The following is a 20213-nucleotide window of genomic DNA, read 5'->3' as shown; positions in this document are numbered from 1 at the left end:
GTTGACGGACTACGCACGCGTGCGGGTAATGCGTACCACGCCGGTAAGGGTGCGCAGCTTCTTGATCACGCGCGCCAGGTGCACGCGGTCGCGCACGCTGACCACCAGCTGGACCACGCTGACGCGACCGTCGCGCTCATCCATGCTGATCTTCTCGATGTTGCCGTCGGCGGCATTGACGCTGCTCGCCAGCAGCGCGATCAGGCCGCGCTGGTGCTCCAGCTCGACGCGCAGTTCGACATTGAACTCGCCGGTGACGTCCTTGGCCCAGGAGAGCTGCAAGCACTTTTCCGGGTTGTGTCGGATTTCGCTGATATTTCGGCAGTCTTCCAAGTGAACGACCATACCTTTGCCTGCCGACAGGTGGCCCACGATGGGGTCACCTGGAATCGGTGTGCAGCACTTGGCGTAGCTGAGCACCAAGCCTTCGGTGCCGCGGATTGCCAGTGGCCCTTCGGGCGATGGCAACTGCTCGCCCTCAGCGGACAGCAGGCGTCGGGCCACCACATAGGCCATGCGGTTGCCCAGACCGATGTCCTCAAGCAAATCCTCGATCAATTCCAGGCGGTATTCGCTGAGGATGGCCTGCACGCGCTCGCTCGGGATCTTGTCCAGGCTGCTGTCGAAGCCGGTGAGCACTTTGTTCAACAGGCGTTCGCCGAGATTGATCGACTCGGAGCGGCGTTGCTGTTTGAGGGCATGACGGATGTGGGTACGGGCCTTGCCGGTGACCACGAAGTTGAGCCAGGCCGGGTTCGGGCGCGCGCCGGGCGCGCTGACGATCTCCACCGTCGAGCCACTTTGCAGCGGTTCGGAAAGCGGCGCCAGGCGACGGTTGATGCGGCAGGCGATACAACTGTTGCCCACGTCGGTGTGCACGGCGTAGGCGAAGTCGACGGCCGTGGAGCCTTTGGGCAGCTCCATGATCCGGCCTTTGGGGGTGAAGACGTAGACCTCGTCGGGGAACAGGTCGATCTTCACGCTCTCGATGAATTCCAGCGAGTTGCCGGCCCGCTGCTGCAACTCAAGAATGCCTTTGACCCACTGGCGGGCACGGGCGTGGTTGCCCTTGGGCTGCTCATCCTCGTTGGACTTGTACAGCCAGTGTGCGGCGATGCCGTTGTTGGCCATCTCTTCCATTTCGCGGGTGCGGATCTGGATCTCGATGGGTACACCATGCATGCCGAACAGCGTGGTATGCAACGACTGATAGCCGTTGGCCTTGGGAATGGCAATGTAGTCCTTGAAGCGACCCGGCAGGGGTTTGTACAAATTGTGTACAGCGCCCAGTACGCGATAGCAGGTATCGACCTTGTCGACCACGATGCGGAAGGCGTACACGTCCATGATTTCGGTGAAGGCGCGGCGTTTGCCGCGCATCTTCTTGTAGATACCGTAGAGGTGCTTCTGTCGCCCACTGACCTCGCCGGCGATGCCGTCCGCTGCCAGGCAATTGGCCAGGGAGGTTTCGATCTTGGCGACGATTTCCTTGCGGTTACCGCGCGCACTCTTGACCGCTCGATGGATCAGCGCTGAACGCATGGGGTGCATGGCCTTGAACCCCAGGTCTTCGAATTCCACGCGCACGGTGTGCATGCCCAGGCGGTTGGCGATGGGGGCGTAGATCTCGAGGGTTTCCTTGGCGATGCGCCGGCGTTTTTCCCCGGACAGCACTTCAAGCGTGCGCATGTTGTGCAGGCGGTCGGCGAGCTTGACCAGGATCACGCGGATATCGCGGGCCATGGCCATGGCCATCTTCTGGAAGTTTTCGGCCTGCGCTTCGGCTTTGGTCTCGAAATTCATCTGGGTCAGCTTGCTGACCCCGTCGACCAACTCGGCGACGGTTTCGCCGAACTGCTGGCTGAGGGCTTCCTTGGCGATGCCGGTGTCTTCGATGACGTCGTGCAACATGGCTGCCATCAGGCTCTGATGGTCCATGTGCATGTCGGCGAGAATGCTGGCCACTGCCAGCGGGTGGGTCACGTAGGGCTCGCCACTGCGGCGGCGCTGCCCATCGTGTGCCTGCTCGGCATAGAAATAGGCCCGGCGAACCAGGTTGACCTGTTCGGGACCTAAGTAGGTCGACAGCCGCTCGGCAAGGGCTTCTATACCCGCCATGATTTCACCTCTTGCACAGGAAGAGGATCGGGTGCCGCGCGACGTCGACAGGGCATGAATCAGACGGCCTCGTTGTTCTCGTCCTCGAACGCGGCGAACACCGGATCCTCGGTGACGATCTCTTCAGCGGCGATGAATTCATTGGTCACGATGCCTTCGGCGATTTCGCGCAGGGCGACGACGGTCGGCTTGTCGTTTTCCCACGCCACGCGTGGTTCCTTGCCGCCGGTGGCCAGTTGGCGGGCGCGCTTGGTCGAGAGCATGACCAGCTCGAAGCGGTTATCCACGTGTTCCAGGCAGTCTTCAACAGTTACGCGGGCCATGGTGTTCCTCAGTAGCAGATGCGTTAGGCGTACAGCCCAGAATGGGCAGGCGGACTCGATAGTTTAAAAAATCACCAGCCAATAGGGAAGGACTGTTTCGCTCCACGCCCGGGTTTCGCCGGGCAGTGCCCACGAAACAGGCGCCGCAGACGACCTTTTGCACGACGCTGACGATAACGCCTCCCGCCCCGCGAACACAACAGCCTCAACGCATCGCGTCACGCAGCCGCGGCGTCAGTTCCTCGAACAGGGTCTGCACCGAGCGCAGGGCCCGGCAGTCGGGGCGGGTGAGCAGCCATAACTGGGTGTCGCAGCCTGGTAGCGGGCCGCTCAGGGCCTCGACGCCGGGCAGGGTGTCGACCATGTAGTCCGCCAGCGCGGCGACGCCCATGCCGCTACTGACCAGTTGGGCGATGGTCGACATGCCACTGCATTGGTAGCGCGGAACGAGGTCGGGGTGGTGCTGCGTGCGCCAGATCACCGTGGGGTGTTCGTGCATGCTGTCGTCCGGGGCGATCCAGGGCACGTTGTTCGGCGACTCGGTCAGGCGCTCGCGAAACGCCGCGTGGCCGCAGATCACGTAGGAGGTCGACCCCAGGCAACGCCCGACCAGATGTTCCGGTGGCGTGTTGGTCAAGCGCAGGGCGATGTCGGCGTCGCGACGGCTCAGATTGGCGAAGGAATTGGAGGTGCCCATCTCCAGCGAGAGTGCCGGGTAGTTGGGCATGAACTCGACCAGCGCCGGCAGCAGCAGACTGTGCAGCACCGCTTCGGTACAGGTCAGGCGCACGGTGCCGCTGACCACCTGTTCGCCGCTGGTCAGCGCGATTCGCGCCGCATCGAGCGCTTGTTCGGCACGCTCGGCCTGCTCGGCCAGGGCCTGGGCAGTGTCGGTCGGCAGATAACCCTTGCGGCTCTTGACGAACAACGCAGTCCCCAGCGCCGATTCCAGTCGACGAATGGAGCGAAACACCGTGGAAACATCGACCTTGAGCAGCTCCGCTGCTTTTGCCAGCGAGCGACCGCGCTCCAGCGCCAGCACCAGGGCCAGGTCGGCATGGGAGATTTGATATTGCATGGTTGCACGCTCTGCTTGCTGGTCTGCCAATGTCTGTTGCATTGGAGCCCACTTTATAGTGCAACGACTGGCGTGAATCAATGTGGCGCCGCGCAACGCAATGCCCCTCGAATGGGGTCGTTAGAACAACAACCAGCGCAACCCTCGTCGCCTTCCAGGCGTCCTCCTTATCCCTGAATCGTCGCTTTTGATCACAGGATGTACAGCCATGACGTCGGTCTTCTCGTGCACCCGTTTCCGCGACATGATGCCTGCCGACAAGGCACGTCCATGAGCACTCGCAAGCCGCCCCTGATCGGCGTCAGCGCCTGCCGCCAGCAGGTCGGCCGGAACTCTTCGCATACGGTGGGCGCCAAGTACGTCGAGGCCGCAGCCTTTGCGGGGCTGCCGCTGATCCTGCCGGCCCGCGATACCCCCGACGAGCCGCACGCGCTGCTGGCGCACCTGAACGGCATTCTTTTCACCGGCTCGCCTTCAAATGTCGAGCCGCATCATTACAATGGCGCCCCCAGCGCGGTCGGCACTCGGCATGACGCTGCGCGCGATCGTTTGACGCTGCCGTTGCTGCAGTCGGCGATTGCCGCAGGCGTGCCGGTGCTGTGCATTTGCCGGGGCTTCCAGGAGCTCAACGTGGCCTTGGGCGGAACCTTGCACCCGCGTGTGCATGCGTTGCCCGGCCATCTTGACCACCGCGAGCCCGAGGAGGCGCCGCTGCACGTGCAGTATGGCCCCCGGCATCGGGTCGACATTACGCCGGGCGGCCTGTTCGAGCGCCTGGGCCTGGCGGCGCAGTTCGAGGTCAACTCACTGCACAGCCAAGGCATCGACCGTTTGGCGTGCGGCCTGCGAGTCGAAGCGCGGGCGCCGGATGGCTTGATCGAAGCGGTATCGATGCCGGGCGCACCGGGGTTCGTCCTCGGCGTGCAGTGGCACCCGGAATGGCAGCTCGCCGAAAACCCGGTCTCCCTACGTCTGTTTCAGGCGTTTCGCGAGGCCTGTATCGCCCATGCTGCAGGGGAGGGCGCGCGTTAGAAGGCATTCTGACGCGGCCCTAAGGTCGCGGACGACTCACCCCGGCAGCAAGCTTTCAATGAGTGGAAGCGGGCCTTGCGCGCAAGGTCTGTGAAAAAACAATACCAATAGCAACGGCAAATACTCATGAGCGAATACACAGAAACCGGCCGCCCTCCCGATGCGGCCGCCGATGCAGGCAGTACCGCCCAAGCCCCAGGCAAGGGCCTGGCCAAGGGCCGCCTGGGCCTGCTGGCCAGCGTCGTGCTGGGCATTTCCACCATCGCGCCGGTCTACACCCTGACCGGCGCGCTCGGCCCGACCGTGCGCGAAGTCGGCGCCCATCTCCCCGCGGTGTTCATCGTCGGTTTCCTGCCGATGCTGCTGGTCGCGCTGGGCTACCGCGAGCTCAACGCCGCCGAGCCCGACAGCGGCACTTCCTTCACTTGGTCAGCCCGCGCGTTCGGTCCGATGATCGGCTGGATCGGCGGGTGGGGGTTGGTGGTGGCGACCACCATCGTGTTGTCGAACCTGGCGGGCGTCGCGGTCGATTTCTTCTACCTGTTCATTGGCCAGATCAGCGGCCACCCTGAGCTTGCCGCGCTGGCAGACAACTTGCTGATCAACGTCAGCACCTGTTGCGCCTTCATCGCCTTGGCGGTGTGGATCTGTTGCCGAGGCATGGGCACAACCATGACCGTGCAATACGGTCTGGTCGCCTTGCAACTGCTGGTGCTGGTGGGCTTCGGTTTTGCCGCGTTCGGCGAAACCACCGCACCGCCGCCCTTGGAATTCGACTTCGCCTGGTTCAACCCGTTTGGTGTCGAGTCGTTCTCGGCCTTCGCGGCCGGGCTGTCGTTGTCGATCTTCATCTTCTGGGGGTGGGACGTGTGCCTGACCGTCAGCGAAGAATCGGTCGGCAGCGATGAGGTGCCTGGCAAGGCTGCCACTTGGACCGTGCTGCTGATACTGGGGCTGTACCTGTTCACTGCCATCGCCACGTTGCAGTTCGCCGGCATCAGCGACAGTGGCCTGGGGCTGGGTAATCCGCGTATCCAGGAGAACGTTTTCGCCCACTTGGCCGGCCCGGTGATGGGGCCGCTGGCGATCCTGATGTCGATCGCCGTGCTGGCCAGTACGGCGGCCTCGTTGCAGTCGACCTTCGTCTCGCCGGCGCGCACGCTGCTTGCCATGGGCTATTACGGCGCGGTGCCGCAGCGCTTCGCCAGTGTCTGTCCGCGCTCGCAGACGCCGCGTTACGCGACCGTCTGCGCTGGGCTGGCGGCGGCGGTGTTCTACGTGACCATGCGCACCCTGAGCGAGAACGTGCTGGCCGACACCATCACCGCACTGGGCATGATGATCTGTTTCTACTACTCGCTGACGGCCTTCGCTTGCGTCTGGTATTTCCGCAGCAGCCTGTTCGACAGCCTGCGCCACTTCTTCATGCGCGGCGTGTGTCCGCTGGTGGGCGGTGTGATCTTGTCGGTGATCTTCGTGCGCACCGCGCTCGACAGCGCGTCGCCGGACTTCGGCAGCGGCTCGCACGTGGGCGGGCTGGGGCTGGTGTTCGTGATCGCGGCGATCATCTCGGTACTGGGCATTGTGCTGATGATACTGTCGCGGCTGCGAGCGCCGGCGTTCTTCCTCGGCGCGACCTTGCAGCAGCAGGCCAAGCTGCAATTGCAGGACTGACCCAGGGGGCGCCAAGCGCCCCCGATGTCTTCAGCCGACCAACTGCTCGAGCAGCGCCGCATGGCGCTGTTGCTGTTTCTTGAGCAACAGGCGGTTGGCCCGGAACACCGATTGCAGATCGTCCAGCGCGTGGGCGAAATCGTCGTTGACGATGACATAGTCGAACTCGGCGTAATGCACCATCTCGCTGACTGCTTCTTTCATGCGGCCGGCGATGATGTCTTCGCTGTCCTGGCCGCGGCCGTCCAGTCGCTGACGCAGCGCCTCTCGGCTGGGCGGCAGAATGAAGATCGACAGCGCCTCGGGCATCAGCTTGCGTACCTGCTGAGCGCCCTGCCAGTCGATCTCCAGGATCAGGTCGAAGCCTTGGGCGAGGGTTTCCTGCAGTGCGCTGCGCGAGGTTCCGTAGAAGTTGCCGAACACCTCGGCGTGTTCGAGGAAGTCGTCCTGGGCGATCAGCGTCTTGAAGGCCTCGTGGTCCACGAAGTGGTAGTTCACGCCGTGGGCCTCGCCGGGACGCATGGCCCGCGTGGTGTGGGACACCGAGACGCGGATCTGCGTGTCCTGTTGCGTGAGGGCGTTGACCAGGCTGGTCTTGCCGGCGCCCGAAGGGGCCGAGACGATGTAGAGGGTGCCGCTGGTGTGGGTCATGGTCGGGGTAGCCTTACTCGATGTTCTGTACTTGTTCACGCATCTGTTCGATCAGCACCTTCAGATTGACGGCCGCTTGGGTGCTGCGTGGGTCGAAGGCCTTGGAGCCGAGGGTGTTGGCTTCGCGATTGAGCTCCTGCATCAGGAAGTCCAGCCGCCGTCCGGCCGCACCGCCGGACTTGAGCACCCGGCGTACTTCGGTGACATGGGTGCTCAGGCGGTCGAGCTCTTCGGCCACGTCGCTCTTCTGCGCCAACAGCACCATCTCCTGCTCCAGGCGCTGGGGCTCGAGCTCGGCCTGCATGTCGGCGAAGCGGTCGAGAATACGCTGGCGTTGCGCAGCCAGCATCTGCGGCACCAGCGCGCGCAGGGTGGCCACTTCGTGGGTCATGGCCTCCAGGCGTTCGTCGATCAGCCGTGCCAGCTCCTGGCCTTCGCGCTGACGGCCAGCCTTGAGCTCGGCGAGCGCTTCGTCGAACAGCGCCAAGGCCTCGGCGTTCAGCGCCTGTGGGTCGGCGGCATCGGCCACCAGTACACCGGGCCAGGCCAGCACTTCGAGGGGGTTGAGCGGTGCCGGCTGGTTGATGAGTCCGGCCACGGTTTCAGCGGCGGCGACCAGTTGCGCGGCGCGCTCGCGATCGACCTGCAGCGGCTTGCCGCTGCTCTCTTCACACAGGCGCAGGGTACATTCGACCTTGCCGCGCGAGAGCCCTTGGCGCAGGCCTTCGCGGACCGCGCCTTCGAGATCGCGCAGGGCCTCTGGCAGACGCAGATGCGGCTCCAGGTAGCGGTGGTTGACCGAGCGCAACTCCCAGCTCAGGGTGCCCTGGCTGCCGGCGCGCTCGACGCGGGCAAAGGCGGTCATGCTGTGCACCATGGGGAGAACCTCGCGAATTTCGGGATGACGGAGCGCCTTTCGGCTGCAAGGCGCAGGATTGTAGCGCAGTGCGGCGACGGCGCCCAATCGCGCCGCGCCGCGCACTGATGACCAGAGCAGACAGGTCGACGGATGGCACGCCCGAGACATTAGGCATGTCCTCGTGCGTTTAGCAGCCCTATAATGGCCGCCTGATTCGCATTCCAGTACAGGTATCCCAGATGAAACGTCCAAGTGGTCGCGCCGCCGATCAGCTTCGCTCGATCCGCATCACCCGCAACTACACCAAGCACGCCGAGGGGTCGGTACTGGTCGAGTTCGGTGACACCAAAGTCATCTGCACGGTCAGCGTCGAGAACGGCGTTCCGCGCTTCCTCAAAGGTCAGGGCCAGGGCTGGCTGACTGCCGAGTACGGCATGCTGCCGCGCTCGACCGGCGAGCGGAACCAGCGCGAGGCCAGTCGTGGCAAGCAGGGTGGTCGCACCCTGGAGATCCAGCGCCTGATCGGCCGCTCCCTGCGCGCCGCGCTGGACATGAGCAAGCTCGGCGATATCACGCTCTACGTCGATTGCGACGTCATCCAGGCCGATGGCGGTACCCGCACGGCGTCGATCACCGGTGCCATGGTCGCCCTGTGCGACGCGCTGGCGGTGATCAAGAAGCGCGGCGGCCTCAAGGGCGGCAACCCGCTCAAGCACATGATCGCGGCTGTCTCGGTAGGCATGTACCAGGGCGAGGCGGTGCTGGACCTGGACTACCTGGAAGATTCTGCCGCCGAGACCGACCTCAATGTGGTCATGACCAGTGCTGGCGGCTTCATCGAAGTGCAGGGCACTGCCGAAGGCGCGCCGTTCCAGCCTGAAGACTTCAACGCCATGCTGGCACTGGCCCAGAAGGGCATGACCGAGATCTTCGATCTGCAAACTGCCGCACTGGCCGACTGAGCGCTTCCCTAGAGGACCATCAATCCATGAATGAGCCAAATCCACCGATCGGAACCGTCAGCGCCGAAGCCCGGCAATGGGCGATGTTCTGTCACTTCAGTGCGTTTCTCGGGCTGGTGATGCCGTTGGGACATCTGCTCGGGCCGTTGGTGATGTGGCTCTGGAAGCGCGAATCGGATCCCTTCGTCGATGCCCAAGGCAAGGAGGCGCTGAATTTCCAGATCACCGTCACCCTGGCCGGGTTCATCTGCTTCCTGCTGATGTTCGTGGTGATCGGTGTCGTGCTGCTCGCCATCCTCGCGGTGGCGATGCTGATTCTGATCATTCTGGCCGGCGTTCGCGCGAACGAAGGCAAAGCCTATCGCTACCCGTTCATCTGGCGTCCGATCAAGTAACCGCTACGTTCAAGGCAGCTGCAAACCGCCGGCTGCCTTGTGCAACGCCCTCAGATGTTCGCCGATCTGCTTGACGTTGGTCTCGATAGCGGCAATTTCCTTGGCCCTCGCGGGCTCCAGCAGTGCTCTCACTTCTTTGTCCAGATCGGTGCTCAGGCGCAGCAATTGCGCCTGACGCTCGCTGCTGACTTTCTCCAGATGCGCGCGCTCTTGCGGTTGCGGCAGACCATAGCCCTGCGACTCCAGCAATTCGGCCGGCCGGCTGAGGAAGCCGCTGTTGGCGAGCATCTGCTGCAGAGTCGCATTGGCTTTGTCGATGCTGCCGTCCTTTAATGCGGTCGCGTTCAGATAACGCTGCTTGACCTCATCCTGTGCCAACAGCAGTTGGCGACGCAGGCTGGCCTGCTCCAGCAGTAGCAGGGCCGCGCTGGTGCGCAGATTGGCCTGGGCAAACCAGGGCCGGCGCTGCTCGGCGTCCTGTGCAAGCCAGTCCTCCACGGCGGTCTGCTGGATCGGCAGCTGTTTTCTCAACACCTCGAACATCGCCTGGTAGCGGTCTCGATAGGAGTCGAACCGATAGCCCAGGCGCAAGGCTTCGCGCGGATCGTCGAGCACGTGGGTATCGGCCAGGCCGCGGCCCTTGAGCACTTCCAGCAAGCCGTTGGGCATGATCGAATCGAGGTCGCTCAAGCGTGGATCGGCGGTGCCGCTGCGCATCAGCTTGAGGGTTTCCACCGCACAGTTGTTGGACAGGAAGTAGTAGTTGCCGTCATAGCTCCAGTGCATTTCCGCTGCCTGGCGCACCAGGTCCTCGATCTGCTGACGATCAAGCTTGAGCGGCACCGACGACAGGCTGCGCAGTTCGGTCTTGGTGTATTCGTCGATGACCTGGCCCAGCGGCAACACGAACAGCCGCGAGGGGTAGGCGCCGATCAGGCCGTCCCAACTGGACAATTGCACATCGTTGACGAAGGCACGGTAGGAAAGCACCAGGTGGCGGTCCAGGTCCAAGCGGCAGTCCGGACCGCGTGGCCGACCTGGGGCGCAGATCACCAGCCGCAGCATGCTGTGCCCCCAGCGGCTCACCCAGTTCTGGTTGGCTTCGGCGAGCAGGTAGTCGACCTGGTAGACGCGCTCGGGATCGATATCGCCCAGCGGCTCGCGGGCGAAGTCGCTGCCGGCATTCAGGAAGGGCAGGCCCTGGGCGCAGGTGTCTTGCGCCGGTGCCCAGGCGAAATGCTCGCGCAGGTATTGGTTCAGCGCCGGCCGGCGACAGCCGTAGCTCGGGTCGAGGAGGAAGTACTCCATGTTGACCGCGATGAACTCCTTGGGGCTGCTCAACTCGTAGGCGTCGGGCGTGCGCACCAACTGGCCGTTGTGCTGTTCGCGCTCGCCGCGACGGCCTACGTATTGTGGCCAGCCGGCCAGATCGAGCAGGCGCGGGTCGTCGCTGAGGGTGAAGCGGCGCTCGGTCTCGCCACGGCACTGCTGCGGCAGGCCGATATCGCCGAGCGTCGTGTACTGCCGCTTGCAGCGGGCGATGCGTGAGCGCTCCGCACCTTGCCATAGGCGTGCGCGGTCATAGATGTGGGTCAGCTCGTGGAGCACGGTGGCGAGCAGTTCTTCGCGGACCGTGCCATGGGGGCGCTGGGTCTTTTCAGTGGCGGCGCTGCCGTCGACCAGACCAGGCAGCAAGCGGCGATTGAGTTCCAGGCTGGCTACGGGCGACGCCTGCCCGTAGGCATCGGCCGGCATGCGGTCGCTCCAGCTGACGTCAATTCGCCGATCCAGGCGCTGCTTGAAGGTCGGCGGCAGTTTGGACAGGGCCTCATCGAGCAAGGCCTGGGACGCCTGCCGTTGGTGAGCGTCGAGACCGTGAGTCTGCAAGTCCAGTCGCAGGTCCGCCAGGGCGGGCGTGCCGAGCAGCGTCAGGGCGCAGCCGAGCAGCCAGGCACGCGCGCGCTTCACAGCGAGAGGATGGCTTCGGCCAGAACCTGATCGCTGGCGTCGCGTGCCTCGGGCACACGGTCGCGCAGGGTGTCGAAGGCCGCCTCGAGCTGAGCGCCGCGGATATCGCCGTTGCTGGCGACGAAGCTGGCCGCATCGTCACGGGCTTCGCGCACGACCTTGGAGTCGCGGATCGAGGTGGTGGTGTCGGAGGTGAAGTCGATCGAGCGGCCAAAGGCACGCACGATGATGTTGCTGGTGGCCACCAGGGTCTGTGCCTGGGCCAGGTCGGCCAGCAGCAGCATGCCGAGGGTGGCGGCGATCAGCGGTTTACGCATGGAGCATCTCCGAAGAATACGAGGAGTCAGGGGTGATCATTGGACGAGAATTGCCTCTGCCAGTTCAAGGTCGTCGTGATTGCCAAGCCAATGATGGCGGCGCAGTTCGACTAGCGCAGCCTGGAGACGGGCGCTGCGTATCTGCCCGCCACTGGCGACGAACGTGGCGGCGTCATCGCGGGCCATGCCGACGATCTTGCGATCGAACGGCGCGGTGGTCACTTGGGTGGTGACGTAGCCGGTCATGATTGGAAACTGAGTGGTGACGTCCATGGCGTGGACGCTTCCCACACTGGCGAAGGCAAGCAGCAGGGTTATCAGGTAACGCATGGGCTTAACGTTCTGTCGGCTGGGCGAGGCTTGCAGTGCAGTCGGTGTGTAACGCCGACTGCGCGAACCTGAAGGCGTAATCAATAGGCCAGGATGGCCTGGGCCAATTGTGCATCGCTCGCTTGCAGCGTCGGCACCTGCTCGCGGATGTGGGCAAAGGCGCTTTCCAGCTTGGCGCCGCGAATGGCGCCCTGACTGCCGACGAAGCTGGCGGCGTCGTCGCGTGCGGCTTCGACGATTTTCTTGTCACGCAGCGACGAACTGGCGTCAGAGGTGGCGTCGGTGGACGCTGCGACCCCGCGAACAACGGTATCGGTGGTGACCACGAAGCTGCTGGCCTGGGCGGTGCTGGTCAGGGCCAGCAGCAGGGCTGCGCCGAACAGGGATTTACGGGACATGGATGGTGCTCCTGCGAAGGGACGGTTCTGGTTACTCGGACGCTTGCGGGACCGCACAGGATACCTGTGGGCACACTGACACGCGCGGACACGCTAACAGGCGGGTGACGCAAGCGTACCACGGGGCTTTGTTTCAGGATGTTAAGGGAAGGTCGCTTCAAACTGTTTCGGTTATTTTGGATTTGATTCGAACTGTACCTGTTCAGCACGGTTTTACCATTCCCAATAAAAAACCCGTCACAGTTGCCTGTGACGGGTTTTCAAGAATGCAGTGCCGATTAGTGCCGGCACGCCAGCGCTTAGCGCCAGAAAGGCTTGCTCAGCTCTTGGTAGCGCTGCGATTCGCTGATACCCGCATCAGCGAGCAGGCGTGCATCCAGGCGAGCGAGTTGACGACGACTGGCGATGCGGCGTTGCCACAGCAGCAGGGTCGAAACGACGCGCAGTGGCGCCGAGGCTTTGGATTCAGTGTTGTTGTCGAAAACCAGACCGGAACTGAGGGTACGTTCCATGATGTGTCATCCTTCCGCTTATGGCGGGACTAGATAGTGATTTAACTGATGCCAATGATCCTCTCGTCTTGTCCAGTACAGTAGATACAGTTCAACAGTATTGAGTGGGCTCAGTTAACTGTTTGTGGGCACTGTTGCACTCCAAATTGGCGCAACTGTATTGGTGTGCGCCATTGTGGTGCAAATTTGGAGGGAATAAGTTTTTTGAGTGAGTATGGGCGGGGGTTGTTGCAATACAGTAGTACAGTTTTGTTCGTCTGACTTGGGCCAACTGTTTTATGCCGGTCACCGCAGAGTGCGTCCGCGATGACCGTCGCTAGAAAGCGTTCTGATCAGCCTGCCAGCATCCGTCCGTTCTCTTCCAGGTTTTCGTGCCAGCTCAGCGCCTCGCGCAGAATGTGCGGCGTATGCCCACCGCGCGCGCAGGCCCGTTCGAAGTAGTCGTTCAGCGCCGCGCGGTAGTCAGGGTGCACGCAATTGTCGATGATGACCCGGGCGCGCTCGCGCGGTGCCAGGCCGCGCAGGTCGGCAAGCCCTTGTTCGGTGACCAGGATGTCGACGTCATGCTCGGTATGATCGACATGGCTGACCATCGGTACCACGCTGGAGATCGCCCCGCCTTTGGCGATCGACTTGGTGACGAACACCGACAGATGCGCGTTACGGGCGAAGTCACCGGAGCCGCCGATGCCATTCATCATCCGCGTGCCGCAGACATGGGTGGAGTTGACGTTGCCGTAGATGTCGAACTCCAGCGCCGTGTTGATACCGATGATGCCCAGGCGACGGACCACTTCGGGGTGGTTGGAAATTTCCTGAGGACGCAGCACGAGCTTGTCTTTGTAGCGTTCCAGGTTGCCGAACACGTCGGCGTTGCGCCGGCTCGACAGGGTGATCGAGCTGCCCGAGGCGAAGCGCAGTTTGCCTGCGTCGATCAGCTCGAAGGTCGAGTCCTGCAGCACTTCGGAGTACATGGTCAGGTCTTCGAACGGCGATTCGATCAGCCCGCACATCACTGCGTTGGCAATGCTGCCGATGCCAGCCTGCAATGGGCCGAGGCTGTTGCTCATGCGCCCGGCGGTCACCTCGCGCTTTAGGAAGTCGATCAGGTGATTGGCGATGCCCTGGGTCTCGTGATCCGGCGGCAACACGGTGGAGGGCGAGTCGGGCTGGTCGCTGATGACGATGCCGACGATCTTCGCCGGATCGATCGGGATAGCGGTGCTGCCGATGCGGTCATCGACCTTGACCAGCGGGATCGGCGTGCGGGTTGGACGATAGGTAGGAATATAGATGTCGTGCAAGCCTTCGAGATTGGGGTTGTGCGACAGGTTGATCTCGATGATGACTTGTTTGGCGAAGATCGCGAAGCTGGCCGAGTTGCCCACCGAGGTGGTCGGCACGATGTGACCTTGTTCAGTGATCGCGACGGCTTCGATGACCGCGATGTCCGGTAGCGTCAGTTGCTTGTTGCGCAACTGCTCCACGGTTTCGGACAGGTGCTGGTCGATGAACATCACCTGGCCGTCGTTGATCGCCTTGCGCAACGTGCTGTCGACCTGGAACGGCATGCGCCGGGCCAGCACGCCGGCCTCGGTCAGTTGCTTGTCCAGGTCGTTGCCCAGGCTGGCGCCGGTCATCAGGCTAATCTTCAGTGGCGATTTTTTCGCCCGTTCGGCCAGTGCATGGGGCACGGCCTTGGCTTCGCCGGCGCGGGTGAAGCCGCTCATGCCGACGGTCATGCCGTCCTCGATCAGGCCAGCGGCATCGGCCGCACTCATTACCTTGCTGTGCAGGGAGGACAAGCGGATACGATCACGGTACATGGGGTGTCATCTCGGGCTACTTGGCTACTGCAGCGCAGTCTAGTGATTTCGCCCGGGGTCGTCCCGCGACCATGGTCGTATGAGAAGCCCGGTCGTAGAGCCGTTGATCTGGATCAGCAAAACGACAAGGCCCCAGGAAAGATCTTCCTGGGGCCTTCTTCATGTCGCTCGGTTCAGCAGGAAAAGTGCTACTCCACGGCCTTGACCATGTCTTCGATGACCTTCTTCGCGTCACCGAACACCATCATGGTCTTGTCCAGGTAGAACAATTCGTTGTCGAGCCCGGCATAGCCGCTGGCCATGGAGCGCTTGTTGACGATGATGGTCTTGGCCTTGAAGGCCTCGAGAATCGGCATGCCGGCGATTGGCGACTTGGGATCGTTCTTCGCCGCCGGGTTGACCACGTCGTTGGCGCCAAGCACCAGCACCACGTCGGCTTGTCCGAACTCGGCGTTGATGTCTTCCATTTCGAAGACCTGGTCATAGGGGACTTCTGCCTCGGCCAGGAGCACGTTCATATGGCCAGGCATGCGCCCCGCCACCGGGTGGATGGCGTACTTCACGGTCACGCCGTTGTGCGTCAGCTTCTCCGTCAGTTCCTTCAGCGCATGCTGCGCGCGGGCTACCGCCAGGCCGTAGCCGGGGACGATGATCACGCTGTCGGCGTTGCTCAACAGGAAGGTCGCGTCATCGGCCGAGCCGGATTTCACCGGGCGCTGTTCCTGAGTGCCCGCCGAGGCGCCGGCACCGGCATCGCCACCGAAGCCACCGAGAATGACATTGAAGAACGAGCGGTTCATGGCCTTGCACATGATGTACGACAGAATCGCACCGCTGGAGCCGACCAGGGAGCCGGCGATGATCAGCATCGAGTTGTTCAGCGAGAAGCCGATACCCGCCGCCGCCCAGCCCGAGTAACTGTTGAGCATCGAAACCACCACCGGCATGTCGGCGCCGCCGATGGGGATGATGATCAGCACGCCCATGATGAAGGCCAGCACCAGCATCAGGGTGAACGCGCTGTAATGGCCGGTAAAGGTAAACAGCAGGCCCAGGGCCAGTGTCGTGATACCCAGGATCAGGTTCAGCTTGTGCTGGCCTGCGAACTGGACCGGAGCGCCTTGGAAAAGGCGGAACTTGTACTTGCCCGACAGCTTGCCAAAGGCGATGACCGAGCCGGAGAAGGTGATAGCGCCGATGGCGGCGCCGAGGAACAGTTCGAGCCGGTTGCCGGTCGGGATCGGATCGCTGATGAGCGCGACGATGCCCAGCGACTGCGGTTCCAGCACTGCAGCGATCGCGATGAAGACCGCAGCCAGGCCGATCATGCTGTGCATGAAGGCGACCAGTTCGGGCATCTTGGTCATTTCCACGCGCTTGGCCATGATCGCGCCCGCGCTGCCGCCAATCAGCAGACCAACGAGCACGTAGCCGATGCCTGCCGTGGCGCCGCCGTTGCCCACCGAGAGCGCGGCCAGCTTGTAGATCAGGCCGATGGTGGTCAGCGTGGCGATCGCCATGCCGATCATGCCGAACAGGTTGCCGCGTCGCGACGTGGTCGGGTGCGACAGGCCTTTGAGCGCCTGGATGAAACAGATCGAAGCGACCAGATAAAGGAGGGTGACCAGATTCATGCTCATGGTTGCTTCTGCCCCGCGTTCTTGGTTTTCTTCTTGAACATTTCCAGCATGCGGCGAGTGACCAGGAAGCCGCCGAACACATTGACCGCAGCCAAAGCCACGGCCAGGGTGCCCATCACTTTGCCGGCTGGCGTCACGGTCAGGGCGGCTGCGAGCATGGCGCCGACGATGACGATCGCGGAAATGGCGTTGGTCACGGCCATCAGTGGCGTGTGCAGCGCGGGAGTGACATTCCAGACCACGTGATAGCCGACATAGATCGCCAGCACGAAGATGATCAGGTTGTAGATGCCGTGGGAAATCAGCATGTCTTCCATAGTCGTATTCCTCAGCCGTTCTTGCGCACGATCTGGCCGTCGCGGCACATCAGGCACGCGGCGACGATGTCGTCTTCGAGGTTGATCGCCAGAGCGCCGTCCTTGTCGAACAGCAGCTTCATGAAATCCAGCAGGTTGCGTGCGTACAGCGCCGAGGCGTCGGCCGCCAGCTGTGCGGGAAGGTTGGTCGGACCTACGAGGGTCACGCCATGCGCCATCACCACCTGGTCGGCTACGGTGAGGGGGCAGTTGCCACCTTGGGCTGCGGCCAGGTCGATGACCACCGAGCCAGGCTTCATCTGCGCAACGGTTTCTGCGCTCAGCAGCGTCGGTGCCTTGCGTCCTGGGATCAGTGCCGTGGTGATGATGATGTCGGCCTGCTTGGCGCGTTCGTGGACCGCCTGTGCCTGACGCTGCATCCAACTGGCCGGCATGGGGCGGGCATAGCCACCGACGCCTTCGGCGCACTCGCGTTCTTCATCGGTCTCGTAGGGGACGTCGATGAATTTCGCACCCAGCGACTCGATCTGCTCCTTGACTGCCGGACGTACGTCCGAGGCTTCGATCACCGCACCTAGGCGCTTGGCTGTTGCGATGGCCTGTAGCCCGGCGACACCGGCGCCCAGGATCAGTACACGGGCAGCCTTCACCGTACCGGCGGCGGTCATCAGCATGGGCATGAAGCGCGGGTAGTGGTGAGCGGCAAGCAGTACGGCCTTGTAGCCGGCGATGTTGGCTTGTGACGACAGCACGTCCAGGCTCTGGGCCCGCGACGTGCGGGGTGCCGCTTCTAGGGCAAAGGCCGTGATGCCGCGATCGGCCATCTTGGCGATCAAATCATTGTTGAAGGGGTTGAGCATGCCCGCCAGAACGCTACCAGGGTTGATCTGGCCTAATTCTTGGTCGTTGGGGGCCACCACCTTCAGCACCAACTGTGCGCCCAGTGCGTCGGCGGCCTCGCCCAGGGTCGCGCCTGCGGCTTCATAGGCCGTATCCGGAATGCTGGCCTTGAGCCCGGCCCCACGTTCGACGGTGATCCGATGGCCTTGGCCAACCAGTTTCTTGATGGTTTCCGGGGTCGCAGCGACCCTCGTCTCACCCGTCTGCGTCTCGAGAGGAACACCAATGTGCACGACTTTTTCTCCTGCGGTGACCTTTGTCATTGTTGATTTCCAGCCCACTTCGGGTGGTGCGGCTGGAGCGGTCGTTGAGCATGCATACCGCCGGTTCCGGGGCGGGCGAGGCATTTTGCAGAGGAACCGAAACGGCATCAACCAGTTCTGGAGCGAAACGAAGTTAAAACTACAAGTCACACTGTGACCATGTGTCGCAATGCATGGGCTTCGACGCGTCTAGAATGGGACATTCGCATCATAGATGAGGAAAACGAGATTTTTTCCTGTGTTTCGCTCACAGATTGGTGAATGTCGTAAATGTCACCTCTAGCTCACGCTGTGCGGGGCGTTCAGAGATTTCGTCGAAGTCATAAGATTGTTTATGGATAGGCGACATATCCATACATCTGTAGGTTTATTTGACTAGGAACTACAGCACAGGCGGGCTACATGAGACGGGTGTAGGCGTGCGCTTGACCTATCAACCAATCGCGGAAAGCACGAAGCGATGCCGACTCGATCTTGCGCTCTGGAATCATCAGATGGTAGGCCTTGTCGCTGGTCAGCACATGCCTGTTTGCGACCACCAGGCGTCCTTCCTCCAGCTCGCGTTGGATGAGGAAAGGGGGAATCAAGGCGATGCCCATCTGGTGCATGGCCGCCTGGGCCAACATTGAGAACAGTTCATAGCGCGGCCCGGTCATGTCCCGCTCCACAGTCATGCCGAGGCTGGTGAACCACTGTCGCCACGCGTAGGGGCGAGTGGTCTGCTGCAGCAAGGGTAGCTGTGCGATTTCTCCCGGCTCGATGCAGTCCTGCTTTTCGAGCCAGTGCGGACAGCACACCGGCACCGGGTTCTCGCCCATCAACCGGTGCGATTGGGTGCCAGACCAGTCGGCATCGCCGAAGTAGATGGCCGCATCAAAAGGTGTGTCGGCGAACAGGAAGGGCCGAGTACGGTTGGTCAGGTTGACCGTCACCTGCGGATGACGCTGCTGGAAATCCTTGAGTCGGGGCAGCAGCCATTGAGTGCCGAAGGTAGGCACCACGGCCAGTTCGATGACACTGGCGCCTTGCTGGCGCATCACCGACAGTGTGTCGCGCTCCACCGCATCGAGCTGCGCTGCCACCTGGCGGCTATAGGAAAGGCCGGCTTCGCTCAGCTTGACTCCGCGTTGCGAGCGTCGAAACAGCTCTACGTTGAGAAAGCTTTCCAGGCTGGCGATCTGTCGGCACACGGCGCCCTGGGTCAGTGCCAGCTCCTGTGCGGCCTTGGTGAAGCTCTCGTGGCGGGCTGCAGCTTCGAAGCAGACCAACGCGGCGGTGCTAGGGATCTTCCGGCGCATGTACGTCAATCTCACTCATCAAGGGTCACTCAGGCGATTCTGTCCTCTCTTGGAGTGAGAAAACAACACAGGTAGGTGCGCAATCCTCGTTTGTCGTGCTGCCGATTCGGACCTAGGATCAACGCCAGCCCTATTCATCGGACATCTGCAGAGGACTCATCACATGGCCGGTAAAGCAAGCTTCAACTGGATCGATCCGCTGCTGCTGGATCAGCAGCTCACCGAAGAAGAACGCATGGTGCGCGACAGCGCCTATCAGTTCGCCCAGGACAAGCTGGCGCCGCGTGTGGTCGAGGCCTTTCGTCATGAGCGTACCGATGCAGCGATTTTCCGCGAGATGGGCGAGGTCGGTCTGCTGGGCGCAACCATCCCGGTGGAGTATGGCGGCAGTGGCCTGAACTACGTGTGCTACGGATTGATCGCTCGCGAGGTGGAGCGCATCGACTCCGGTTACCGCTCGATGATGAGCGTGCAGTCTTCCTTGGTGATGGTGCCCATCGATACCTTTGGCAGCGAGGCGCAGAAGCAGAAATATCTGCCGAAGCTGGCCAGCGGCGAATGGATCGGTTGCTTCGGTCTGACCGAGCCCAACCATGGTTCCGATCCTGGGGCGATGATCACTCGGGCACGCAAGGTCGAGGGTGGCTACAGCCTGACTGGCAGCAAGATGTGGATCACCAACAGCCCCATTGCCGACGTATTCGTGGTTTGGGCCAAGGATGATGCCGGTGATATTCGTGGCTTCATTCTGGAAAAAGGCTGGAAAGGCCTGAGCGCGCCGGCCATTCACGGCAAGGTGGGCCTGCGTGCTTCGATCACTGGCGAGATCGTCATGGACAGTGTGTTTGTGCCGGAGGAGAACATCTTCCCTGAAGTGCGTGGTCTCAAGGGGCCGTTTACATGTCTGAATTCAGCGCGATACGGCATCTCGTGGGGAGCACTGGGCGCGGCGGAAGCCTGCTGGCACACCGCGCGCCAGTACACGCTCGATCGCCAGCAGTTCGGCCGCCCGCTGGCGGCCAATCAGTTGATCCAGAAGAAGCTCGCCGACATGCAGACTGAAATCACCCTGGGCCTGCAAGGCTGTCTGCGTCTGGGGCGGATGAAGGATGAGGGCACGGCGGCGGTGGAAATCACCTCGATCATGAAGCGCAATTCCTGCGGCAAGGCGCTTGAAATCGCCCGTCTGGCCCGCGACATGCTTGGCGGTAATGGCATTTCCGACGAATTCGGTGTGGCCCGGCATCTGGTCAACCTCGAAGTGGTCAACACCTATGAAGGTACCCATGACATTCACGCGCTGATCCTCGGGCGTGCCCAGACTGGCATCCAGGCGTTCTATTAATAGAAGG

General features: G+C 62.5%; 20 protein-coding genes. 5 read left to right on the top strand and 15 right to left on the bottom strand.

Annotation, left to right across the window (positions count from 1 at the left end):
- Positions 1 to 9: 9 nt before the first annotated feature.
- The 3 genes from spoT to ACK2SD_RS23835 all read right to left on the bottom strand — a co-directional run bounded on the left by spoT (position 10) and on the right by ACK2SD_RS23835 (position 3519).
- Positions 10 to 2118, bottom strand: coding sequence for a bifunctional GTP diphosphokinase/guanosine-3',5'-bis pyrophosphate 3'-pyrophosphohydrolase (spoT, locus tag ACK2SD_RS23845; protein WP_029612282.1), 2109 nt, complete (start codon positions 2116 to 2118; stop codon positions 10 to 12).
- Positions 2119 to 2177: 59 nt separating this feature from the next.
- Positions 2178 to 2441: a DNA-directed RNA polymerase subunit omega gene (gene rpoZ, locus ACK2SD_RS23840; protein WP_003253383.1), complete on the bottom strand. Its 264-nt coding sequence runs from the start codon at positions 2439 to 2441 to the stop codon at positions 2178 to 2180.
- A gap of 205 nt (positions 2442 to 2646) precedes the next feature.
- Complete coding sequence (locus ACK2SD_RS23835; RefSeq protein ID WP_029612284.1) at positions 2647 to 3519, bottom strand: LysR family transcriptional regulator; 873 nt, start codon at positions 3517 to 3519, stop codon at positions 2647 to 2649.
- Positions 3520 to 3789: 270 nt separating this feature from the next.
- On the opposite strand from ACK2SD_RS23835, the gene ACK2SD_RS23830 reads away from it, so the two are divergent.
- Complete coding sequence (locus ACK2SD_RS23830) at positions 3790 to 4551, top strand: gamma-glutamyl-gamma-aminobutyrate hydrolase family protein (protein ID WP_412460997.1); 762 nt, start codon at positions 3790 to 3792, stop codon at positions 4549 to 4551.
- A gap of 126 nt (positions 4552 to 4677) precedes the next feature.
- Positions 4678 to 6225 carry an APC family permease gene (locus ACK2SD_RS23825; RefSeq protein ID WP_412460996.1) on the top strand — a complete coding sequence of 516 codons (1548 nt, stop codon included), beginning with the start codon at positions 4678 to 4680 and terminating at the stop codon, positions 6223 to 6225.
- Between the two features lie 30 nt (positions 6226 to 6255).
- Here ACK2SD_RS23825 and gmk read toward each other — a convergent pair whose 3' ends face one another.
- Together gmk and ACK2SD_RS23815 are read right to left on the bottom strand one after the other, a co-directional pair.
- Positions 6256 to 6876 carry a guanylate kinase gene (gene gmk, locus ACK2SD_RS23820; RefSeq protein WP_412460995.1) on the bottom strand — a complete coding sequence of 207 codons (621 nt, stop codon included), beginning with the start codon at positions 6874 to 6876 and terminating at the stop codon, positions 6256 to 6258.
- 13 nt (positions 6877 to 6889) lie between these two features.
- A complete protein-coding gene (locus ACK2SD_RS23815; RefSeq protein WP_039582457.1) occupies positions 6890 to 7753 on the bottom strand; it encodes a YicC/YloC family endoribonuclease in 864 nt (287 codons plus the stop codon).
- 221 nt (positions 7754 to 7974) lie between these two features.
- Here ACK2SD_RS23815 and rph point away from each other — a divergent pair, with 221 nt between their 5' ends.
- Together rph and ACK2SD_RS23805 are read left to right on the top strand one after the other, a co-directional pair.
- Entirely contained in the window at positions 7975 to 8697 is a 723-nt protein-coding gene (gene rph, locus ACK2SD_RS23810) for a ribonuclease PH (protein WP_029612290.1), read from the top strand.
- 26 nt (positions 8698 to 8723) lie between these two features.
- Entirely contained in the window at positions 8724 to 9092 is a 369-nt protein-coding gene (locus tag ACK2SD_RS23805; protein WP_029612291.1) for a DUF4870 domain-containing protein, read from the top strand.
- 9 nt (positions 9093 to 9101) lie between these two features.
- Here the strand turns inward: ACK2SD_RS23805 and ACK2SD_RS23800 are convergent, their stop codons facing one another.
- From ACK2SD_RS23800 to ACK2SD_RS23755, 10 genes are all read right to left on the bottom strand, one after another.
- Entirely contained in the window at positions 9102 to 11060 is a 1959-nt protein-coding gene (locus tag ACK2SD_RS23800) for a DUF4105 domain-containing protein (RefSeq protein ID WP_412460994.1), read from the bottom strand.
- Positions 11057 to 11377, bottom strand: coding sequence for a DUF2388 domain-containing protein (locus ACK2SD_RS23795; protein WP_029612292.1), 321 nt, complete (start codon positions 11375 to 11377; stop codon positions 11057 to 11059). Before ACK2SD_RS23795 ends, ACK2SD_RS23800 begins: the two co-directional genes overlap by 4 nt.
- Positions 11378 to 11413: 36 nt before the next feature.
- Entirely contained in the window at positions 11414 to 11707 is a 294-nt protein-coding gene (locus ACK2SD_RS23790) for a DUF2388 domain-containing protein (protein ID WP_029612293.1), read from the bottom strand.
- 80 nt (positions 11708 to 11787) lie between these two features.
- A complete protein-coding gene (locus ACK2SD_RS23785; RefSeq protein WP_029612295.1) occupies positions 11788 to 12105 on the bottom strand; it encodes a DUF2388 domain-containing protein in 318 nt (105 codons plus the stop codon).
- A gap of 299 nt (positions 12106 to 12404) precedes the next feature.
- Complete coding sequence (locus tag ACK2SD_RS23780) at positions 12405 to 12617, bottom strand: DUF1127 domain-containing protein (RefSeq protein WP_029612296.1); 213 nt, start codon at positions 12615 to 12617, stop codon at positions 12405 to 12407.
- 332 nt (positions 12618 to 12949) lie between these two features.
- Positions 12950 to 14443 (bottom strand): acetyl-CoA hydrolase/transferase family protein, encoded by a 1494-nt coding sequence (locus ACK2SD_RS23775; RefSeq protein WP_412460993.1) that lies wholly within the window; start codon positions 14441 to 14443, stop codon positions 12950 to 12952.
- 188 nt (positions 14444 to 14631) lie between these two features.
- Positions 14632 to 16083: an NAD(P)(+) transhydrogenase (Re/Si-specific) subunit beta gene (locus tag ACK2SD_RS23770; protein ID WP_039582462.1), complete on the bottom strand. Its 1452-nt coding sequence runs from the start codon at positions 16081 to 16083 to the stop codon at positions 14632 to 14634.
- Positions 16080 to 16400: an NAD(P) transhydrogenase subunit alpha gene (locus ACK2SD_RS23765; protein ID WP_039582464.1), complete on the bottom strand. Its 321-nt coding sequence runs from the start codon at positions 16398 to 16400 to the stop codon at positions 16080 to 16082. Before ACK2SD_RS23765 ends, ACK2SD_RS23770 begins: the two co-directional genes overlap by 4 nt.
- A gap of 11 nt (positions 16401 to 16411) precedes the next feature.
- Positions 16412 to 17533 carry a Re/Si-specific NAD(P)(+) transhydrogenase subunit alpha gene (locus tag ACK2SD_RS23760; protein ID WP_116887321.1) on the bottom strand — a complete coding sequence of 374 codons (1122 nt, stop codon included), beginning with the start codon at positions 17531 to 17533 and terminating at the stop codon, positions 16412 to 16414.
- Between the two features lie 428 nt (positions 17534 to 17961).
- Positions 17962 to 18861, bottom strand: coding sequence for a LysR family transcriptional regulator (locus tag ACK2SD_RS23755; RefSeq protein ID WP_342650030.1), 900 nt, complete (start codon positions 18859 to 18861; stop codon positions 17962 to 17964).
- A 163-nt stretch (positions 18862 to 19024) separates the two neighbouring features.
- Here ACK2SD_RS23755 and ACK2SD_RS23750 point away from each other — a divergent pair, with 163 nt between their 5' ends.
- The gene (locus ACK2SD_RS23750) at positions 19025 to 20206 is read left to right on the top strand and encodes an acyl-CoA dehydrogenase (RefSeq protein WP_039582465.1); all 1182 of its coding nucleotides are present in this window, start codon (positions 19025 to 19027) and stop codon (positions 20204 to 20206) included.
- Positions 20207 to 20213 lie beyond the last annotated feature (7 nt).

Origin of the sequence: Pseudomonas sp. SC11, from assembly GCF_047039205.1 — a bacterium.
Classification (GTDB): Bacteria; Pseudomonadota; Gammaproteobacteria; order Pseudomonadales; family Pseudomonadaceae; genus Aquipseudomonas; species Aquipseudomonas boreofloridensis.
This window is presented reverse-complemented; position numbering and strand designations above follow the sequence as displayed.

What these genes read in the sequence shown, in the direction of transcription:
- spoT (WP_029612282.1), bottom strand. Translation starts at nt 2,118, where the DNA reads ATGGCGGGTATAGAAGCCCTTGCCGAGCGGCTGTCGACCTACTTAGGT.
- gmk (WP_412460995.1), bottom strand. Translation starts at nt 6,876, where the DNA reads ATGACCCACACCAGCGGCACCCTCTACATCGTCTCGGCCCCTTCGGGC.
- ACK2SD_RS23780 (WP_029612296.1), bottom strand. Translation starts at nt 12,617, where the DNA reads ATGGAACGTACCCTCAGTTCCGGTCTGGTTTTCGACAACAACACTGAA.
- ACK2SD_RS23785 (WP_029612295.1), bottom strand. Translation starts at nt 12,105, where the DNA reads ATGTCCCGTAAATCCCTGTTCGGCGCAGCCCTGCTGCTGGCCCTGACC.
- ACK2SD_RS23790 (WP_029612293.1), bottom strand. Translation starts at nt 11,707, where the DNA reads ATGCGTTACCTGATAACCCTGCTGCTTGCCTTCGCCAGTGTGGGAAGC.
- ACK2SD_RS23825 (WP_412460996.1), top strand. Translation starts at nt 4,678, where the DNA reads ATGAGCGAATACACAGAAACCGGCCGCCCTCCCGATGCGGCCGCCGAT.
- ACK2SD_RS23755 (WP_342650030.1), bottom strand. Translation starts at nt 18,861, where the DNA reads ATGCGCCGGAAGATCCCTAGCACCGCCGCGTTGGTCTGCTTCGAAGCT.
- ACK2SD_RS23775 (WP_412460993.1), bottom strand. Translation starts at nt 14,443, where the DNA reads ATGTACCGTGATCGTATCCGCTTGTCCTCCCTGCACAGCAAGGTAATG.
- ACK2SD_RS23770 (WP_039582462.1), bottom strand. Translation starts at nt 16,083, where the DNA reads ATGAGCATGAATCTGGTCACCCTCCTTTATCTGGTCGCTTCGATCTGT.
- rpoZ (WP_003253383.1), bottom strand. Translation starts at nt 2,441, where the DNA reads ATGGCCCGCGTAACTGTTGAAGACTGCCTGGAACACGTGGATAACCGC.
- ACK2SD_RS23805 (WP_029612291.1), top strand. Translation starts at nt 8,724, where the DNA reads ATGAATGAGCCAAATCCACCGATCGGAACCGTCAGCGCCGAAGCCCGG.
- rph (WP_029612290.1), top strand. Translation starts at nt 7,975, where the DNA reads ATGAAACGTCCAAGTGGTCGCGCCGCCGATCAGCTTCGCTCGATCCGC.
- ACK2SD_RS23830 (WP_412460997.1), top strand. Translation starts at nt 3,790, where the DNA reads ATGAGCACTCGCAAGCCGCCCCTGATCGGCGTCAGCGCCTGCCGCCAG.
- ACK2SD_RS23765 (WP_039582464.1), bottom strand. Translation starts at nt 16,400, where the DNA reads ATGGAAGACATGCTGATTTCCCACGGCATCTACAACCTGATCATCTTC.
- ACK2SD_RS23795 (WP_029612292.1), bottom strand. Translation starts at nt 11,377, where the DNA reads ATGCGTAAACCGCTGATCGCCGCCACCCTCGGCATGCTGCTGCTGGCC.
- ACK2SD_RS23750 (WP_039582465.1), top strand. Translation starts at nt 19,025, where the DNA reads ATGGCCGGTAAAGCAAGCTTCAACTGGATCGATCCGCTGCTGCTGGAT.
- ACK2SD_RS23835 (WP_029612284.1), bottom strand. Translation starts at nt 3,519, where the DNA reads ATGCAATATCAAATCTCCCATGCCGACCTGGCCCTGGTGCTGGCGCTG.
- ACK2SD_RS23815 (WP_039582457.1), bottom strand. Translation starts at nt 7,753, where the DNA reads ATGGTGCACAGCATGACCGCCTTTGCCCGCGTCGAGCGCGCCGGCAGC.